Origin of the sequence: Acidiphilium sp. JA12-A1 (assembly GCF_000724705.2) — a bacterium.
Classification (GTDB): Bacteria; Pseudomonadota; Alphaproteobacteria; order Acetobacterales; family Acetobacteraceae; genus Acidiphilium; species Acidiphilium multivorum.
On the sequence record NZ_JFHO01000096.1, the window covers coordinates 1 to 16,528 of the forward strand.

Annotated in this window: 14 protein-coding genes and 2 pseudogenes; 3 read left to right on the forward strand and 13 right to left on the reverse strand. The window is 65.9% G+C overall.

Translation table 11 applies throughout. The features are described from left to right. Positions 1-565: DUF6444 domain-containing protein (locus RT91_RS16170; protein ID WP_240314128.1), on the reverse strand; the 565-nt coding region annotated here is incomplete at its 3' end. 235 nt (positions 566-800) lie between these two features. Here RT91_RS16170 and RT91_RS21610 point away from each other — a divergent pair. Then, positions 801-1,560, forward strand: a pseudogene (locus RT91_RS21610) (IS630 family transposase); the annotation flags it as partial. Positions 1,561-1,568: 8 nt separating this feature from the next. Here the strand turns inward: RT91_RS21610 and RT91_RS16180 are convergent. The 4 genes and pseudogenes from RT91_RS16180 to RT91_RS16195 all read right to left on the reverse strand — a co-directional run bounded on the left by RT91_RS16180 (position 1,569) and on the right by RT91_RS16195 (position 4,810). After that, positions 1,569-2,447, reverse strand: coding sequence for an FkbM family methyltransferase (locus tag RT91_RS16180; protein WP_152982853.1), 879 nt, complete (start codon positions 2,445-2,447; stop codon positions 1,569-1,571). Positions 2,448-2,596: 149 nt separating this feature from the next. Next, positions 2,597-3,010, reverse strand: a pseudogene (locus tag RT91_RS16185) (transposase); the annotation flags it as partial. 289 nt (positions 3,011-3,299) lie between these two features. Beyond that, the gene (locus RT91_RS16190; RefSeq protein ID WP_035188451.1) at positions 3,300-4,187 is read right to left on the reverse strand and encodes a glycosyltransferase family 2 protein; all 888 of its coding nucleotides are present in this window, start codon (positions 4,185-4,187) and stop codon (positions 3,300-3,302) included. Then, positions 4,184-4,810, reverse strand: a complete 627-nt coding sequence (locus RT91_RS16195; RefSeq protein WP_152982854.1) for a hypothetical protein — start codon at positions 4,808-4,810, stop codon at positions 4,184-4,186. Before RT91_RS16195 ends, RT91_RS16190 begins: the two co-directional genes overlap by 4 nt. 21 nt (positions 4,811-4,831) lie before the next feature. Between RT91_RS16195 and RT91_RS21615 the strand changes: the two genes are divergently transcribed. Continuing rightward, positions 4,832-5,113 carry a hypothetical protein gene (locus RT91_RS21615; protein WP_152982855.1) on the forward strand — a complete coding sequence of 94 codons (282 nt, stop codon included), beginning with the start codon at positions 4,832-4,834 and terminating at the stop codon, positions 5,111-5,113. Here the strand turns inward: RT91_RS21615 and RT91_RS16200 are convergent. The 3 genes from RT91_RS16200 to asnB are packed head-to-tail and all read right to left on the reverse strand — an operon-like array spanning position 5,108 to position 10,627. After that, positions 5,108-7,138 (reverse strand): hypothetical protein, encoded by a 2,031-nt coding sequence (locus RT91_RS16200; protein WP_035188455.1) that lies wholly within the window; start codon positions 7,136-7,138, stop codon positions 5,108-5,110. The two genes, RT91_RS21615 and RT91_RS16200, sit on opposite strands and share 6 nt — an antisense overlap. Then, the gene (locus RT91_RS16205) at positions 7,135-8,712 is read right to left on the reverse strand and encodes a lipopolysaccharide biosynthesis protein (protein WP_035188457.1); all 1,578 of its coding nucleotides are present in this window, start codon (positions 8,710-8,712) and stop codon (positions 7,135-7,137) included. Before RT91_RS16205 ends, RT91_RS16200 begins: the two co-directional genes overlap by 4 nt. Further along, positions 8,702-10,627, reverse strand: a complete 1,926-nt coding sequence (asnB, locus tag RT91_RS16210; protein ID WP_035188459.1) for an asparagine synthase (glutamine-hydrolyzing) — start codon at positions 10,625-10,627, stop codon at positions 8,702-8,704. Before asnB ends, RT91_RS16205 begins: the two co-directional genes overlap by 11 nt. A 197-nt stretch (positions 10,628-10,824) precedes the next feature. Between asnB and RT91_RS22200 the strand changes: the two genes are divergently transcribed. Beyond that, positions 10,825-10,968, forward strand: a complete 144-nt coding sequence (locus tag RT91_RS22200; protein WP_007421449.1) for a hypothetical protein — start codon at positions 10,825-10,827, stop codon at positions 10,966-10,968. Here RT91_RS22200 and RT91_RS16215 read toward each other — a convergent pair. Genes RT91_RS16215 through RT91_RS16235 form a run of 5 tightly spaced genes read right to left on the reverse strand, consistent with a single transcriptional unit; the run spans position 10,955 to position 16,500 of the window. After that, positions 10,955-12,061 carry a glycosyltransferase gene (locus tag RT91_RS16215; protein ID WP_035188462.1) on the reverse strand — a complete coding sequence of 369 codons (1,107 nt, stop codon included), beginning with the start codon at positions 12,059-12,061 and terminating at the stop codon, positions 10,955-10,957. The two genes, RT91_RS22200 and RT91_RS16215, sit on opposite strands and share 14 nt — an antisense overlap. Next, the gene (locus RT91_RS16220; protein ID WP_035188463.1) at positions 12,058-13,176 is read right to left on the reverse strand and encodes a glycosyltransferase family 4 protein; all 1,119 of its coding nucleotides are present in this window, start codon (positions 13,174-13,176) and stop codon (positions 12,058-12,060) included. Before RT91_RS16220 ends, RT91_RS16215 begins: the two co-directional genes overlap by 4 nt. After that, on the reverse strand, positions 13,173-14,234 hold the full coding sequence (locus RT91_RS16225) for a GNAT family N-acetyltransferase (protein WP_035188466.1): 1,062 nt from the start codon (positions 14,232-14,234) through the stop codon (positions 13,173-13,175). The genes RT91_RS16220 and RT91_RS16225 overlap by 4 nt, the downstream gene beginning before the upstream one ends. Continuing rightward, positions 14,231-15,460 carry a glycosyltransferase family 4 protein gene (locus RT91_RS16230; RefSeq protein WP_035188470.1) on the reverse strand — a complete coding sequence of 410 codons (1,230 nt, stop codon included), beginning with the start codon at positions 15,458-15,460 and terminating at the stop codon, positions 14,231-14,233. Before RT91_RS16230 ends, RT91_RS16225 begins: the two co-directional genes overlap by 4 nt. Then, positions 15,460-16,500: a polysaccharide deacetylase family protein gene (locus RT91_RS16235; RefSeq protein WP_011942501.1), complete on the reverse strand. Its 1,041-nt coding sequence runs from the start codon at positions 16,498-16,500 to the stop codon at positions 15,460-15,462. Before RT91_RS16235 ends, RT91_RS16230 begins: the two co-directional genes overlap by 1 nt. Positions 16,501-16,528: the final 28 nt, after the last annotated feature.

Genomic DNA, 16,528 nt, shown 5'->3' on the forward strand with positions numbered 1-16,528 from the left:
TGACGCGCAAGTAGATCGCGAGAGCCACGAGGTTGAGGCTGAATGGTGTGCCGGTCTCCATGCCTTCCGGGACGGCTGCCAGCGTGGTCGCCCCACAGCACGGACAATGGCCGGCATAGCGTTCGACGCGGGTGACGACCGGCTTGATCGGCGGCAGATCGATCTTGTCGTAGCGCTGCGCGAGGCGCTGATCCGCGTCAGTCAGCCCGGCACGGCAGTGCTGGCAATGCGCCGCCTTCGCGATCACCGTCTGATCGGGGTTCTCGGCAAGCAAGCGACCGCCACCCTCACGGCCGAGACTGCCTTTGCGGGGCCCCTTGCGCGGACTTTTCTCGGGCCGGTTTGGCTTCTGCCCGCGCGATGGCGGCAGGCTCGAATTGTCCGGCCGCTTCGGCGGTTCGTTTAGCCGCGCCTCCAACTCCGCAATCCGGCGTTCCGCATCCGAAAGCCGGATTGCCAGTTCCGCGTTCCTGCGCTCGGATGATTGCAACGCGTCCCATAGCGCGCGGATCAGCGCGTCTTTCTCAGCGTGCGATAGGAGAGACAGGTCAGGAAGCTCGTTCACGCCTCCCGTCGAATCGTATCCGCCGTGGTCACGTCAATTCACAATCGATTCAACTTATCGACGGACCAGGATGAGCAGATACATTTTTTGTTTTATTCGGGTCTTTTTGTCTCCAGAAGGATTTCAAATTGGGCCAGGCTTCAAATCTAGGGCACGTCCATTGATCGATGAGTCGAATGTGAAGTGACACCGGAGGGTTTGGCTGATTCAACATTCACTTTGATTGAGGTGGATGATGGCGAGAGCACTGAGTGACGATCTGCGGTCCTGGGCCCTAAGCTAAGGGCTTCGGCGGAAGGGATGTCGGCGCGGCAAGCGGCGGCGCGGTTTGGGGTTGGGATATCAAGTGCGATCCGGTGGATCGCGCGGACGAAGGTTGGCGAAGGAACGCCGCGGCTGCAGGGGCGGCGGCGGGGTTCGAGCCTGGATGGGCACGCAGCGTTTCTTGTCGGGCTGATTGAGGACCGCAAGGACATCACGCTGAACGAGATGGTCGAACGGCTTGCGGCTGATCGGGCGGTGTCGATTGGCCGTAGCGCGCTCAGCATCTAGCTGCGTAGGCGCGGCTGGACGTTTAAAAAAAGTCCGCACACGTACCGGAGCAAGGCCGGCCGGATCTCCTGAAGCGTCGCCGTGCCTGGTTCGACGGCAAGATCGATCTCGATCCGGCGAAGCTGATCTTCATCGACGAGACCGGACTATCGACGAAGATGGCCCGTTTGCGAGGCCGAGCGCCACGCTGCGAGCGCTGCCGGGCCGGCGTGCCGCATGGCCACTGGAAGACAACGACCTTCACCGGCGCGCCACGCCTTTCCGGCATGACCGCGCCCTTCGTCTATGACGGCCCCATGAACGGTGCCGTGTTCCGCGCCCATGTCGAGCAGGTGCGGGTCCCAACCCTGACGCCGGGCGATGTCATGATCATGGACAATACGGCTCAGGTCCAGCCGGTTCAGCGTAGACTTGCCGGTCAGCGGTGCGCAGCCCGCACGCTGTGCCGGCTTCAGCACCTGAATAGCAGGATGTTCTCGCCATGGGTTAGGAAGTCGAAATGTCTTGCCGCGATCGCCGCGAAGAGCGAGCGGCTGGTGCCCTCGCCCGGGTAAAGCCAGTCATGGGTTTCGACGACCAGCGCATGAGTCTGGTCCAGCCAGGCGAGATTAGCGGCAAACAACGCAGCTTCACCGCCTTCGATGTCGATTTTCGCAAGCAGTATTTCCTCGGCCTCGGCTTGCTCGAGCACCTGTGCCACCGTGATGGCGGGAACGTCTTCGCCCGTTCCTTCGGCCTTAACCCTGACGGCCGAGCCGCCGGCCACCTTGTTGGCGATCTTCAGCGACCCGGCCTCGGCGGACAACGCCGCATGCAGGACGATCACGTCTTTCAGCTGTGCCACGTTACGTTTGAGCACGGCCAGATTGGCTAAAGACGGTTCGATCGCGACGATCCAGGCCTCGGGGAACAGATGGCGCCACCACAGGACGCTCACCCCGATATGGGCACCCGCATCGAGGATCAGTGGCTTGCCTCCGCGTTCAAGCGTTGCCTGGTAGCGTTGTCTCAGCGCAGGGAAATGACCGGGTGCCGCCAGGGCGAGATCGTATTCGCGCTTGACCCAGACTTGCTGGAAGATCGAATGATCATGCAATGCGGCGCGCAGCCAGATTTCCCCGAGTTCCGGGACGATGATCGGCGCGGGCGTATCCCTACCTGCGCGGTCAAGGCTGGCCACCCGCCACATCATTGATAACCCCGCGAGGGGGCCAAAGGCCTTGATGTAGTTTGGCAGCCAGCGGACGTTCGGCGTATGTGTGCTAGAAATCATATGACTACCTTTGAAAGACAGGATTTCAATAATCGCCGCGGAAATGAGCGGGATCACGTGCGAGCGGTTACTGTATCTTCCCCGAAACTATCGCCAGGACAAGAGCGATTGGCTATTTTGATTGGTTATTTTGACGAAAGAGCGACCTGTTCATCCGCCGCATCATCGGCAGAAAAGCATATCATTGAATTTAGAGCACGTCCGTTTTAATCTGATTCATATTCTGCGGCGCTAAAATAGTTGGCGCACTCGCGTGGTGAGAATTGGTCGACGAGTTTTCCGACCGTGTCCCAGAGTGCGTTGATCGTTCTTTCCGCCTTGGCTCGCAGCATGGCCTTAAGCTTTGAGAAGGCGTTTTCAATCGGGTTGAAATCCGGCAAATATGGCGGGAGGAACAAGAGCTTCGCGCCGGCCTGTTCGATTGCGTCGCGCACGCCGGCGGCCTTGTGCGCCGGCAAATTGTCCATGATTGTGACATGGCCCGGCGTCAGGGTTGGGACCAGAACCTGCTCGACATAGGCGCGGAACACGGCGCCGTTCATGGGGCCGTCGTAGACGAAGGGCGCGGTCATGCCGGAAAGGCGTAGCGCGCCGGTGAAGGTCGTCGCCTTCCAGTGGCCTGTCAGCCGAGCGCCAGCGGCATGGCTTGCGAAGACGATGAAAGCCGCGACAAAGCGGATCAGATCCAGATAGGTCGATGTCGATTTATTCATGACAGTATAGCCACGTTTATTCATGTGATTTACCGATGCTCGGTTGTGAAAGAGTAGAGGCGATAAAATTCACTGCCAGGCGCAGTTACGCCAGGGTATCCGTACTTATGATCATAGCCCGGGGCGTTCATCGATAGGCCAAGTCAGTGCGGTGACGATAGGGGCAGTGGTATTATCCACCAATTCAAGCAGTCGATTAGCGGTTGGATGCGGCGCCGAAGCGTCGGCGAAAATAGTCAAAAACGCCGGCACGTATCGATTTGGCGCCCTGCTGACCGGAGACGAGCCAGAGCAGCGGGGCTGCGGATTCCTTGGCGGCTTGCCAGTATAGGTCGCGAATGACGCGGAACAGGCCGATCGGGGAGCGATCATGCTTTTCCCACAACAGGAACTTATTGCGCGCGATATAATACAGTTTGCGGGGCGTCATGCGGGCGCCGAAGCTGCGCGACTCGAAATGGATGATCCGCGCGGAATTGAGGCACAGGCTCGGTATGCCGAGCGCCTTCGCACGGAGAAAGAAATCGGTCTCCTCGAGCTGAAGAAAAAACCGTTCGTCAAACATCCCGACCCGGTCGAACACGGAACACGGGATCATCAGGCAGGCACCGTAGGCGAAATCAAGCGGGTAAAGGTGCGGCTGGCCTTGAAGTGCCGCGCTGGAGGGATTCTGGGCGGGGTCAAGCTGGATACCATCCCCAGGATCGCCGTAATCGATGGCGGGGTGCAACAGGCAGTCTCCAACCTGATCGAGCGCGCCGAGCAGGGGCGCGAACGCGCCGACGGCGGCCAGCGTGTCGTTGTTCAGCAGGCAGACGGCCCTTGCGCCGCGCGATCGTGCCCACGCGATCCCGACATTATTGCCGCCGGCCCAACCTTGATTGGCCGGCAGGGTGACAGTGTCGATACTCGGAAACTCGCGGCCCAGCGTGTCGGCCGCCCCCGTCCCGGTGCCATTATCGATGACCAGAACCCGCCAGTCGGCCGGCAGGCCGGGCGTCAACGCGGCGAGGCAGTCGCGGGTATCGGTGATGCTACCATAATGCAGGATGATGATGACGAGAGCGGGTTGCGCAACCGTCATGCGAGATCGGCGATGACGGCACGCGCCGCGCGGGCATAGGCGCCATTGTGAAATCGGTATGATCCGATGAAATGCAGGAAGATCGCACCGGTCAGATCATCACGGATGTCATGGACGGCATAGGTCGGGAATGGCAGGGCGACGGAACGGGGCGCATTCGCCACGAGGTAGTTGGCCGCAAATTGTTCTGAGCCATATTCGATGAACCGGCCGTTAGTCAGCTTGTTCATCGCAACGAACAGGTTTTCCGGATCAGCGTGATGGACATGATCGGGTGCCAGGCCATACAGCCCGGCAGACCCGCGGATATAGCGCTTCGCTTGAGCGTCGGGCAGGTTGATCATCGCCCGCTCGGCGGTGACCTGAATATGTCTTGATGGGTTATCGAGGACCGCCGCCGTCCGGGTGGGGATGGGTTCGATCGATCGGCACTCGGACGTGCCGAGAATGAAGCTCTTGCCCCCGGCGATCGCATCGAGCAGGGCGCTGGGGCGCGCGAGAGCGAGCGTGTCGGCATCAAGCTGGATCACGTAGGCGTCCTCGGCCAACCTGACCGACCAGAACAGGCGCTGCCACATCAGGTCAGCGGGCACGCGACCGGTGTTGACGTCCGGCCCCAGCACGATGCGGATGCCGGGGAGGTGATGTTGCAGCACCGCGATATCGGCGGCGGTAAGCGAACCGTCATTCAACGCGACGACGCCAGGCGCCGGCAGGAAGCGCGCGAGCGATTTCACCGCCGCAAGATACATCAGCAGGTCGTGATGGGACACGGCACTGAAAATCAGCAGTTCCTTGCCGCTCGCCGCAATCGGCCTTGTGTCGAGAATGCGTCGGAGTACGCGGTTGAGGCCTGCGCGGTTGGAGATGTCGCGGATGCGGTGAAACATGAGAACGCCCTCGTCGATATTGCTGATGAATTATGAGTGCTGATCGGGGACGATCCAGTATTGCGGCTGCTCGGCGTGCGCCTCCGGGCTGGTTTCCGGGGCGTTGGCGTGATCGAGCCAGTGATAGGCCGCGCGTGCCCGGGCGGAGTGGGTCGTGTTGATGATCCCGGCGAGCGCGGCAAGGCGGGTCTGGGCGTAATAGCCCTGGCTGTGCGACCAGCCCGTGCCGTTGGCTTGGCCGCCTCGCTCGGTCGCGCGACGGATCGCAGCCCAGCTGGTGAAATATTGGTGGGTCGAGGGGTCGTAGGTCGCCAGGTTATAGGCAATGCCGTCATGCGGGTTGAAGCCGCGGGCGAGCGGGAGCAGTGAATTTGCGAGGAAATGGGTCTGCCAGCGCACCACGACGCGCGCGCCTTGCTCCCCAAACCGGGCGAGGCGGCTCATCGTGGTGGCGAAGAAATCCTGCTGCCACGGGGCCATTGATGCGCCATTGCCATAGGCGCCGGGTACATATCCATAAGCCTCGCCTTCGCGGGCCTGCCAGATGGGGATTTTGCGGCGGAGAAAATCCAAGTTGTTGGCGACCATGCGGGCAAAGTAGCGGCGCATGGTGCTGTGGTCGGGGTTGATGTAGGCGGCCTCGGCGATTTCACGGAGGTCCCACGCCGCCCCCCGCACCTGATTGCCCGACCCGACGACAATCCCTTCGCCGCCGTTGCGAGCCTGCGCCGCGGGCCAGAAGTCGGTCTCGGCGAAGCTGGCCTGGGCGTTCAGCTGGTCGAGATAGTAGCGGCGCCCGGTCAGCAGGTAGGGAATGTAGGCAAGGTCTGGCTGATGGGAGGCGTCTGGGGTCCAGCCGGTATTTCCCACCTGCTGCGTGAGGCCAGTCGTGTAGGAATGCGGGCCGCCGCGCGGATCGGTCCAGATATTCGGAAAATCGGCTGTGGTCAGGAAATTGCCGGCTTTCGGATACCACATGTGCCAGGGAACGGCGCCGGCGGCATCGGCCTGCCCGATCGCATACTCCGCGGCAATCGGGTTCTGGCTGATCAGCCAGACCGCGTTGGCGCGGGTGGTGGGGCCAATGCTGCCGCGTCCGCCCGTGGTCGGCATATATTTGGTCACGCCATCGGCGGCGAGCGGAGCGTCCCAACCCGGTTGCATGATTGCGCGCCGATATCCCACCAGCAGGCTGGGTGCCGCCCCTGGGTGCAACGCATAATGGGGAATCGCGCCCAGACGCTCCAGCGCTGCGATGTCATGCACCACGTTGATCGGCACGCGGCCATCGGTACGCAGGACGACGTGCCAGTCCTGATATTGGTGCTCCGCCAGCGGGCCGACGCGATAGATCGTCTTTCCGCCGAGGCTGATGCTGACGGTTTCGCGCATGGCACCGCCCGACGATGTCATGGCGCGGTCATTGTCGAACTGGATGTCCGCGCCGATCGCGCCGCTGCGATAGGCCGTCAGATCGACCACGAGGCGGAGCGAACTGGCCAGCGTGCGGCTGAGCCGGACCTGGTGGGCCAGCGGGCCTTGCAACCAGGTTGACAAACGATCTGCTGCCTGGGCGCGTCGATACCAGCGGCTGAGGTCGATCGTGAAGGTTTGGGGTGTTCCGCCTTTGGGCGTGATCACGGCCTTGATGGTGATCGGATGGGCGGCCAGCGCCGGTGCGATCGCCACTGTACCGCGGGCGGCGCGGCCGTTTGCGCGCAGGAGCAGGCTGGCATTGGCGGCGGCGGCGATAGGCGGTGTTTGCAGGGTGATGACCGCGAATTTGGCCGAGCCGTCCGGATAGCGCAGCTTCACATCGGCCTGTGCCGGCAGCGCGCCCGCACTGATGCCGGTGCCGCGGGGCAGGGCGCCGTCAGCGAACATGGCGGCAAAAGTGATCAGGCGCGGCGGCAGGGCGTGGTGCGTCGTGTTTTCAAGCACGACGCCTGTCAGCGCACCCGGAGCGCGAGGCACGGGCGGCGCCATCACAAAGCTCTGCGCACGAGCTCCGCGCGGGAGGACGACGGCGGCGAGAGCGAAAACGAGGTAAAGACGTTTCATGCCGGAAGCCGCCTTGTCTCGATGCGCCGGAGCATCGCACGAAGAAAATCGAGCAGGTCGCGTTCGGCACCCTCTGGCCGGCCGGCCAGAAGCCATAGGCCGATCAGCGATGCGGTATAGCTGATCGCACCGATCATGACGGCCGCACCGAGATGGATCGCCTGCCAGCGGTCGGTGCCCGGTTCATCGCTCCAACCGAGATGCAGTGTTACCAGCAGCGCGGTCATCAATGCGGCGGCGGCGATGCTGCGCCAGATCCGGCCAAGCACGGTACCCAGCGACAGGTCCAGCCGATGAACGGTCACGACGATAAGGACCAACTGGTTGACGATGTCGGTCAGTGCAATGGCAATGGCTGCGCCGGGGAGGCCATAAACGGGCAACAGCACGATGATCAGGCCGAGGCGCGTGAGGGTGACGGCCGCTCCAAGTTTGAATAGGGCTTTCATCCAGGCCCTCACGCTGAACACCACTCCGCTGATCATGCCGAAGATGCTGAATGCATTTGCGATGCCGATGATCTGAAGCAGCGGCACGGCGCCGATCCAGTTCTTGCCGAACCCGAGTTGCACGATGGGATAGGCGGTCAGCGACAGGCCGAGCCCGGCGGGCAGGGCGATGATGGTCATCAACGCGAGCAGGCGCAGCAGCAGGCTGGCTCCATTGTCGTCATCGGCCTGCGCATGGGCGAAGCCGGAGAAGGCCGAACGGCAGAGTGGGGCGACCAATTCAGTATTGGGCAGACCGGCAATTTCGTTGCCGAGGCCGAAAATGCCGACGGCTCCGACGCCGAGCATTTTACCGATGATGAAATTGGTGCCGTTCGAATTGAGCTGCGAAATCAGGCTATTCATCCAGATCCATGCGGAATAGTTGGCCATGCGGCGCCAGGCGGTCAGGCTGAGCCGCGGGCGGTAGGGGTGCAACCGATAGGTCATGATGGTGGTGATCGCCTGGTTGGTCAGCAGCGCGATGATCAGCGCCCAGTAGGAACGCAGGATGAAGCTGAGCGTGATGCCAATGGCCGTCTGGACGACGCGTGGGATGATCTTCAGGACGAATTCGCGGTCGAAGGCGATGAACCGGCGGAAATCGACGACGCCGATATTCTCCATCGCGCCCAGCGCGCTGATTCCTGCCACGGCCAGCAGCACCGGCGCCAGATTTGGATTGTGGAACAGGGTGGCGATCGGGAAGGCGCCGATCAGCAGCACCAGCGCCACTGCGAGGCCGCGAATCAGGTTGATGGTAAAGCCCGTATCATAAAGGGCGCGGTCGGGGTGAGGATCGCGAATGATCGCATCTTCAACACCGACGTCGCACAGCTGGCCAAAGCCCTGAACGAAACTGGTGGCGAGCGCGACAATGCCGAAATCGGCCGGCGTGAGCAGACGCACCAGGATCAGCGTGCTGAACAGGCCGATGAACCGGGTGCAGAACCGCCAGCCGATCACCCATCCGGCGCCGCGCGCCGTGCGGCTGAGGATCGAGCCTTCGCCGGCCAGGCTGGCGAGGCCGGCGTCCTGCGAGGCCGTGCCGTCCCGCGGGCCGGCGGATCCAGGGTCAGCTGTCATGGGGCACCCGGCGCTGGTGCTGCCAGTCGGCCAGGAAGCTGTCGAGCACCAGAAGGTGCCAGAGCAGCGCGGTATGGTCGCGCCGGCCGCTCGCATGGGCATCGAGCAGGCGGGCCACGGCGGGGCCATCGAACCAGGTGCTGGCCAGGAGGGCGGACTGCGGGCCGCAGAGCATCTTCCGCAACTGCGGCGCCGCCTTGCGCATGTCCGGGCCGAGCGTGGCGGCGAACCCCTGTTTCGGGCGATTCATGACCGAGGCGGGCAGCAGCGACGCCGCCACATCGCGCAGGATCGCCTTGCCGCGGCCGCCGCGCAGCTTCAGATCCGCCGGCAGCGCCAAGCCGAAAGCCAGCAGCGTCGGGTCGAGCAGCGGGCATCGCACCTCGAGACCGACCGCCATGCTCGTGCGGTCGGTCTTGACCAGGATGTCCCCGGGCAGCCAGGTTTCGAGGTCGATCCGCTGGGCCACGCGCAGCGCATCGTCGTCCTCATGGTCGGCGGCGACGGCATGAAAGCGCGTGGCGGGGTCGTGACCCTCGATATCGCGGCGGAAGCCGGCGCTGAACAAACCGTGGCGCGTCGCGGCCTCGCTGCGGCCGACGCTGCGATAATACGCCTCGGCGGAGTCGAGGCTGAGTTCGGTAAGCGTCGATTTCGCCCGCAGCCAGCGCGGCGCGGCGTCGAGCTTCGGATAGGCGCGGGCGATCGTGCCGATCACGTGGCGTCGCACCGGCCCGGGCAGCATGCGCCGCGCCGCGTCGGTAAGATGATGGAACCGGTATCGCCGATACCCGCCGAACGCCTCATCGCCACCGTCGCCGGACAGGGCGACGGTGACGTGACGCCGCGCCAGGGCCGCGACGGCGCGGCTCGGCACCGAGGAATGATCGCCGAACGGTTCGCCGAACATCGCGGCCTGGGCCGCGGCATCGCCGAGGATGGTGTGAGCCGACATCTCCGCGGTTTCGTGCTCGGCCCCGCAGTGGCGGGCGATCTCGCTGGCGGCCTCCCGTTCGTCGGCCTCGGGGAAGCCGATCGTGAAGCAGCGGAGCGGCCGGTCGGTCCGGCGCGCCGCGAGCGCGACGACGCAGCCCGAATCGATGCCACCCGACAGGAACGCGCCGAGCGGCACATCGGCGATCATTCGCCGCGCCACGGCATCCTCGAACAATCCGCCCATGACGTCGGCGGCCTCGCGCGCGTCGGCCGGCGGATGGGCGCGCGGCAGGCTCCAGTAGCGGAACGGGGCCGGCAGCGGCCGGTCGGCCTCGATCAGCATCGCATGGGCGGGCGGCAACTTGCGGATGTCGCGGAATGCGGAGGCCGGGTCGGGAATATAGCCGAGGGCAAGAAAATCCTCGATCGCCGTCGGGTCGAGCCGGTCGGTCAGGCCCGGCACCGGCCTGAGCGCGGCGAGTTCCGAGCCGAAAGCCAGCGTGCCGTCCGGCGCCGTGCCGTAATAGAGGGGCTTCTTGCCGATCCGGTCGCGGGCGAGCAGAAGCTGGCGCGTCCGCCGGTCCCACAGCGCGAAGGCGAACATGCCATCGAGCCGGTCGAGCACCCCCGCACCCCATTGGCGCCAGCCATTGAGGATGGTTTCGGTGTCCCCCCGCGTGCGGAAGCTCTGGCCCAATACCGCCAGTTCGGCGGCAAGCTGCCGGAAATTGTAGATTTCCCCGTTGAACACGATGGTCTGCGCCCCGTCGGCGCTGTGCATCGGCTGCGGGCTGCCGGCCAGGTCGATCACCGCAAGCCGGCGGAAGCCGAGCCCGATCTGCCCGTCGAGCGCGAGCCCTTCGGAGTCGGGGCCGCGATGCGCGATCGCATCGGTCATGCGCTGGAGAAGGGCGCCATCGACCGGACCGGACCGGGCAAAAACAGCGTCGCTCCGAAATAATCCGGTCAGGCCGCACATGGGGCCAAATGTCCGAGACCGGTCATATCGTCATTGTCAAAAATGGAAGCTTTCACGGTTTTTTTACGATACAAAACAATAATAGGTCATAGTTGAATTTCGCTATAATTATATCATAATTTCACATTGACAATGCGTCTTGTGAGGCGAATGTAAGACGTCGTTTCAACAAGCATCGCGGGTGAATTGAGATCGGAATGCTGTCGCGTCTGAGTGCCGCGGCAAGACACATGCGCCGCGAGGATGCTGAACGGCTCGCCTGGCCGAAGGCGGCGCTGCTGATTTTTCTCGTCTCGGTCGCGGCCTGGGCCGTCATTCTCGGATTGATCATCTGGGTCTGAGGTCTCCATTAGGCGCGCAGGGCGCGAGGAGGCCGAGCCAGTCCGCCGTCATCCGCGCCACATCGAACAGCGTCTCGGCCCGGCGGCGATTGGCCGCGCCGATCACGGTCAAATCCATCGTCCCGGCCGCCCTGAAGGCGCCGGCCAGCGCCTCGTCGCTGCAATGGGCGAGCAGAGGCCGGTTTTGTTCGGAAACCATGGCGCGAATATCGCCCACCGCCGTCGCGATCACGGGCAGCCCGCTCGCCATCGCCTCGATCACGGAGAGCGGCATCTGCTCGGTGTCCGAGGACAGCGCGAACAGATCCGCCGCGCGATAGAGCGGCGCCGGATCGGCGATGTCGCCGAGAAATTCGACATCCAGCGACAGGCGGGCGGCGAGATCCCGCAGCGCGGCACCCTCGGGGCCGTCACCGGCGATGAGCAGGCGCGGCCGCGGCGTCAGGTCGGCCAGAGCGAGCGCGCGCAGCAACCGGCCGAGATTTTTCTCCGCCCGCAATCCGGCGACGCAGAGCACCGTCAGCCCGCTCCCCTCGGTCCGGGCCGGCGCGGCGGGATGAAAGCGCTCGAGGTCGATGCCGTTGGCGATGTAGTGGAGGCGCCGCGGCGGCAGGCGCCAGACCTGCCGGGCGATGTCGTTCAGCGTCGACGAGGGCACGACCACCTCGCTGCGCCGCAGCGCGATCCGCCGCGTGAGGACGCGGCGGCGCAACTGGCTCTGGCGCTCCTCCGGCCCGAAACCGTCCTCGGTATGGATATGCCGGCGAATCCCGGCGAGCGATCGGGCCATCGCCCATTCGATCGATCCCCAGTTGCTCGTGATCAACAGGTCCGGGCCGATCTCCCGCAGCATCGCGCGGATGCGGCGCAGCCGCCCGGGCAGCGAGGGGGCCGACGCCGGCGGATCGATGAAGGTGACGTCGAGGCCGGGGTCGAGATGGCCGCGGCAGACGGTCTGCCGGTCGAGTGCTACGATCGCGTGGCGGAACCGCGCGCCGAAGCGGTTGGCCAGCGTCGCCATGCGCATCTGCGCGCCGCCGACGGCGAAACTCGGGAAGACATGCAGGATCAGCATCGCGGCGGGCGGCGTCATGAGCGCGTGGCGAGGGCGATGATGCGCGCCGCATTCTCGTCCCAGAGATAGGGGTGCGACAGCACCTCCGCGCGCGCGGCGCGGCTGAGGCGGCCGCGCAGCGCCGGGTCGGCGGCAAGCCGGCGCACCGCGCGCCACAGCGCCGCCCGATCCCCCGGATCGACCAGCAGCGCGTTGCGCTCGTGGGTCAGCACCTCGCGGATATTGGGCTGGTCGGGGGCGACGATGGCGCAGCCCGCGGCCATGTATTCGAACAGCTTCAGCGGCGAGGCATAGGCGACGGAGGCGGGCTGCAGCGCGATATCGATGCCGGCGAGAAGGGCCGGAACCGCCTCGCGGTCGACCAGCCCGGCGAAGCGCACCCGGTTCTCGATTCCGAGGGCGGCGGCGCGGGCCCGCAGGTCGGGCAGCGCGGGCCCGGTGCCGGCGATCACGAGGTCGAGCGGCAGGGCGCTGTCGCGAGCCATGTCGTCGATGATCAGGTCGAGCCCGTGCCAGGGGCGGACGAAGCCGATGAACCCGAGCACCGGCGTATGCGCGGCGGCGCGGTCCGGTTCGGGAAACCGGCCGATATCGACGCCGTTCGGCGTGATCGTGATGCGGTCGGCCGGCGCGCCCTCGGCCACGAGTATGTCGCCCAGCACCCGGGTGACGGCGAAAACCCGGTCCGCGGCGCGCCAGACGGCACGTTCCCCGGCGCGCGCCACCGCCTGCAGGCGCAGGCCGCCATGCTGCGCGCGCTCGTCGGCCAGCGGGGAATTGACCTCGACGAAATAGCGGCAACGGCACAGCCGCGCGGCCCAGGCGCCGGCGAGGAAAAACAGGTTGTAGCGTTCGTAGATCAGGTCGGGGCGGAATGTCCGCACCGCGCGCCACAGGCGCCAGAAGGCGGGAAGATTATAGGCCAGCTCGGCGAGTTCGCCGATGGCGGCGGGCAGCAGCCGGCGCAGCGCGCCGGCCGCGCCACCCGAATCGCCGAAGCGCGACGCGGCATAGGCGCCGGGGCCGACCACCAGGACCTCGTGCCCGGCCCGCCGGAACGCGGCGATCAGGTCCTCGAGATGCACGGACTGGCCGTCGCGCGACTGGATCCGGTGGCTGTAGAGAATTTTCATGAGGGAACGCCGGTTGTCTGGCCGCGCCGCCGGCGGGCGCGGCGCAGGGCGCCGAGCCGCTCGCGGGCGAGCATGGCAAGGCCGGCGGCGCTGCGCGGATTGATCAGCAGCAGCCCGGCCATGGTCCGGTGCCGGGAAACCCAGTCGCGCTTGTAGCGATCGTCGCCGCGCCCGAAATCGAGGTGATCCACGGTGTCGGCGGCGAGGATCGACCTGATCATCAGCGCCGTCAGAACCGTTCCGGGCGAGCGCGCCACAGCGCCCTCGACATGCGCCAGCTTGAGCAGATAGGCGCGGCCGCCGCTGATCGCCCAGTATTGCGCGGCGATCGGCCCGTCGTCATCGGCGAGAATGCCGGCGCGCAGCAGCCCCGCGCCCGCCAGCCCGCGCATGATCCGCGCGTTGATCCCGGCGAAGGGCTCGGCGGGCTTCCATGATCGGTCATAAACCCCGTCGAACTGCGCGACGGCCTGATCGAGATCGACCGGCTCCGGCTCCGGGCCGTCGCCCGGCGACGCCGCGCCGAAGCCGAAGCAGCGGAACCGCAACGCGCCGGCGGCCCGCATCCGCCGGCGGATGGTATTGCGCAGCGCCCCCGGCCGCCCGGAGAGCCAACGCTCGAAATCGCCATCCACCGGCATGAACCAGTTGCTGAAATGATCGAACCGGCTGACCGCGAGGCCATGCGCCGCGGCGGCCCGTTCCAGCGCGGCGATGGCCGGATCGTCCGGGTCGAGCGCGTCGAGCCGGACGATGCCGCGCACCTGGCCCATGAGATTGCGGGCGACAGCGGATGGATCGTGACCGCCCGGCCGGAACACGAGCGTATAGGGGCTGTTCAGCCCGGCCACCGGCACCAGCGCGCCGGCCCGTGAGCGGCACCATAGCGGCAGGCTCGCCCCATCTTGTGTCAGCATGGCGGGCACCAGATCACGCGGCCGCGCCGCCCCGGCGATCATGTCGAACCACAGAAAACTGCCGAACAGGTTCCGCGCCGGATCGGCAAAGCCCATCGCTCCGGCGCCGGGCCAGGGCATGATGCCCGCCGCCCCGCTCATGGCCGTGCGCCGTCATGACACGCGGCGATGAATTCGGCCGCCTTCAGCCGCCAGTCGGATCGGCTCGCGCGGGCGCGCCCGCCTTCGGCCAGCCGCGCGCGCAGCGCCGCGTCCTCGCGCAGGCGGCGCATCGCCGCGGCGATCGCCGGAACCGAATGACCGTCGACCAGCAGCCCGTTCTCGCCGTCGCGCACGGCGGCGGGGCTGCCGCCGTCGCGGCCGGCGATCACCGGCAGGCCGGCGGCATTGGCTTCCAGGAACACGAGGCCGAACCCCTCCGTATCGCCGGAGGCGAGCGCCCGGTTGGGCATCACGAACACGTCGCCGAGACGGTAATGATCGGCGAGGTCGGCATCCGGCACGTCCCCCGCGAACACCACCGCCTCGCCCACGCCCTCACCCACGGCGATCTGCGCCAGCGTTCCGGCATAGGGCCCGTCGCCCACCACCAGGAACCGCAGCGCCGGATCTGCGCGATGCAGCGTCGCGAAGGCGCGGATCGCGTTGTCGATGCCCTTCTTTTCCAGCAGCCGGCAGACGGAGACGAACACGAAATGCCCCCGCAGGCCATGGCGTTCGATCAGGTCGCCGCGCGGGCCGCCCGGCGCGGGAGCGAATCGATCGAAATCGACGCCATTCTCGATGAGCCGGATCCGGTCCCGCGCGCCCGGCAGCATCGATGCCACGGTATCAAAGGTGAAGCGGCTGACCACGATGATGACATCGGCGGCGGCGAGCGCGGCGCGGCGGCGGCGTCCGCTCGGGTCGTAATTGTCGTCGGTGGTGATTTCCTCGCCATGCACATAGGCCACGCGGCGCAGTCCCGGCCAGAACCGCAGCACCCGCAGGATCCAGGCGCCGGACATCAATTCGCCGACGCAGACCGCACTGATCGGCCGCGTCGCCAGAATCGCGACGAGGCGGCCGAGCACCGCCAGCCGCAGGGCGAGGTCATAGGCGATGAAGCGCAGCCGGGCGATCGGGGGTTCATCGCCCGACTGGCGCAAAGGCGTGCGCAGCAGCATCAGCCGCGTCACGCGGAACGGGGCCTGCCGGTCATGCTCGCGCCAGCCGATCAGCGGCAGATCGTCGGCGTAATGGGTGCGGGGGGCGAGAACCTCGACCATGCCGTTCGCATGGCGGGCGAGTTCGCTGTAGACGAGCGCCGAGCCGCCGCGCACCGGCGGGAAATTGTTGGCGATCAGCAGGACGCGGCCACCGGCCATCACCGCGCCGCGGTCATCGGCTGCGGCCCGGCGGGGGCGAGCAGGCCGGGAATGGCATCGGTCCGGACGAACCGGCAACCCGTCCGGTCCGCGAGATCGGTCAGCATGGCCGACAGGTCGTCGTAGAAATGATGCAGGTCGCGCCGGCTCCGCACATAGGGGTTCCGGCCCGGCCAGATCGAGGAGCTATGGAAGCTGAGCGGGAAAATGCGCTGCTCCCGCGCGAGCAGGGCGTCGGTCAGACGCCGCGCCGCCCCCGCGCCATTGCCCTCGGGCGAGAGCGTCACGCGTTCGGCGCAGCCGAGGCGGGCCAGCGCCGCGCCAAGGATCTGCCGCCGGCGGCCCGGCTGGTTGATCCACCTGTAAGCCGCGCGGCCGAACGCCCGGCCCCAGCCGATGACCGACCGGCAGAGCGGCAATTCCAGGAGCTTCCGGTCATCGCCAAACCAGAACGGCTCGAAATCGATCGCGCTGTAATCGAGCCCGCCCTCGCCGGCCATCGAGGTTCTCGGCGCAAGGCTGGTATCGATCGAGACGCCGAGTTTGCTGATCAGCCGCGCGGTATGGGGGCCGAGGCCATAGCGGCCGGAGCGGAACACGGTTGGCGGCATCGCGAAACAGTCCACGAACTTCTCGTGGAGATTCTCCAGCTTCTGCGCCTCGATTTCAGAATCGAGATTGCTCGCGAACGACAGGTCCGAGCGCGGCTGCCCGGCGAAAGGGGGCGTGATCCAGGCGTGAAGCTGCAGGCCGAGGGCGCAATCGCCACGCTCCGCCATCCGCCGCAACTGGGTCACGATTTTCGGATTCTCGAGAACGGGGTAGGTCAGCAGCAGCGTGGGAACGGCGCCATAGGCGCGCAGGATGGGGCTCAGTTGATCGAGGTGATGCAGATAGGCCGTGTCAAACGGCGTACCCTCGACCGGCGTCAGCCAGTCGAAATCCTCTTCCGTGTCGATGATGACGGTGGCAACCGGCGTAGGCTCGCGCAGCCGCGCCGGAACCGGAGCAATAAATAGATCTGAAATCAATTCAGGCATGACAATTTAATCTTCTTATGGAATTATC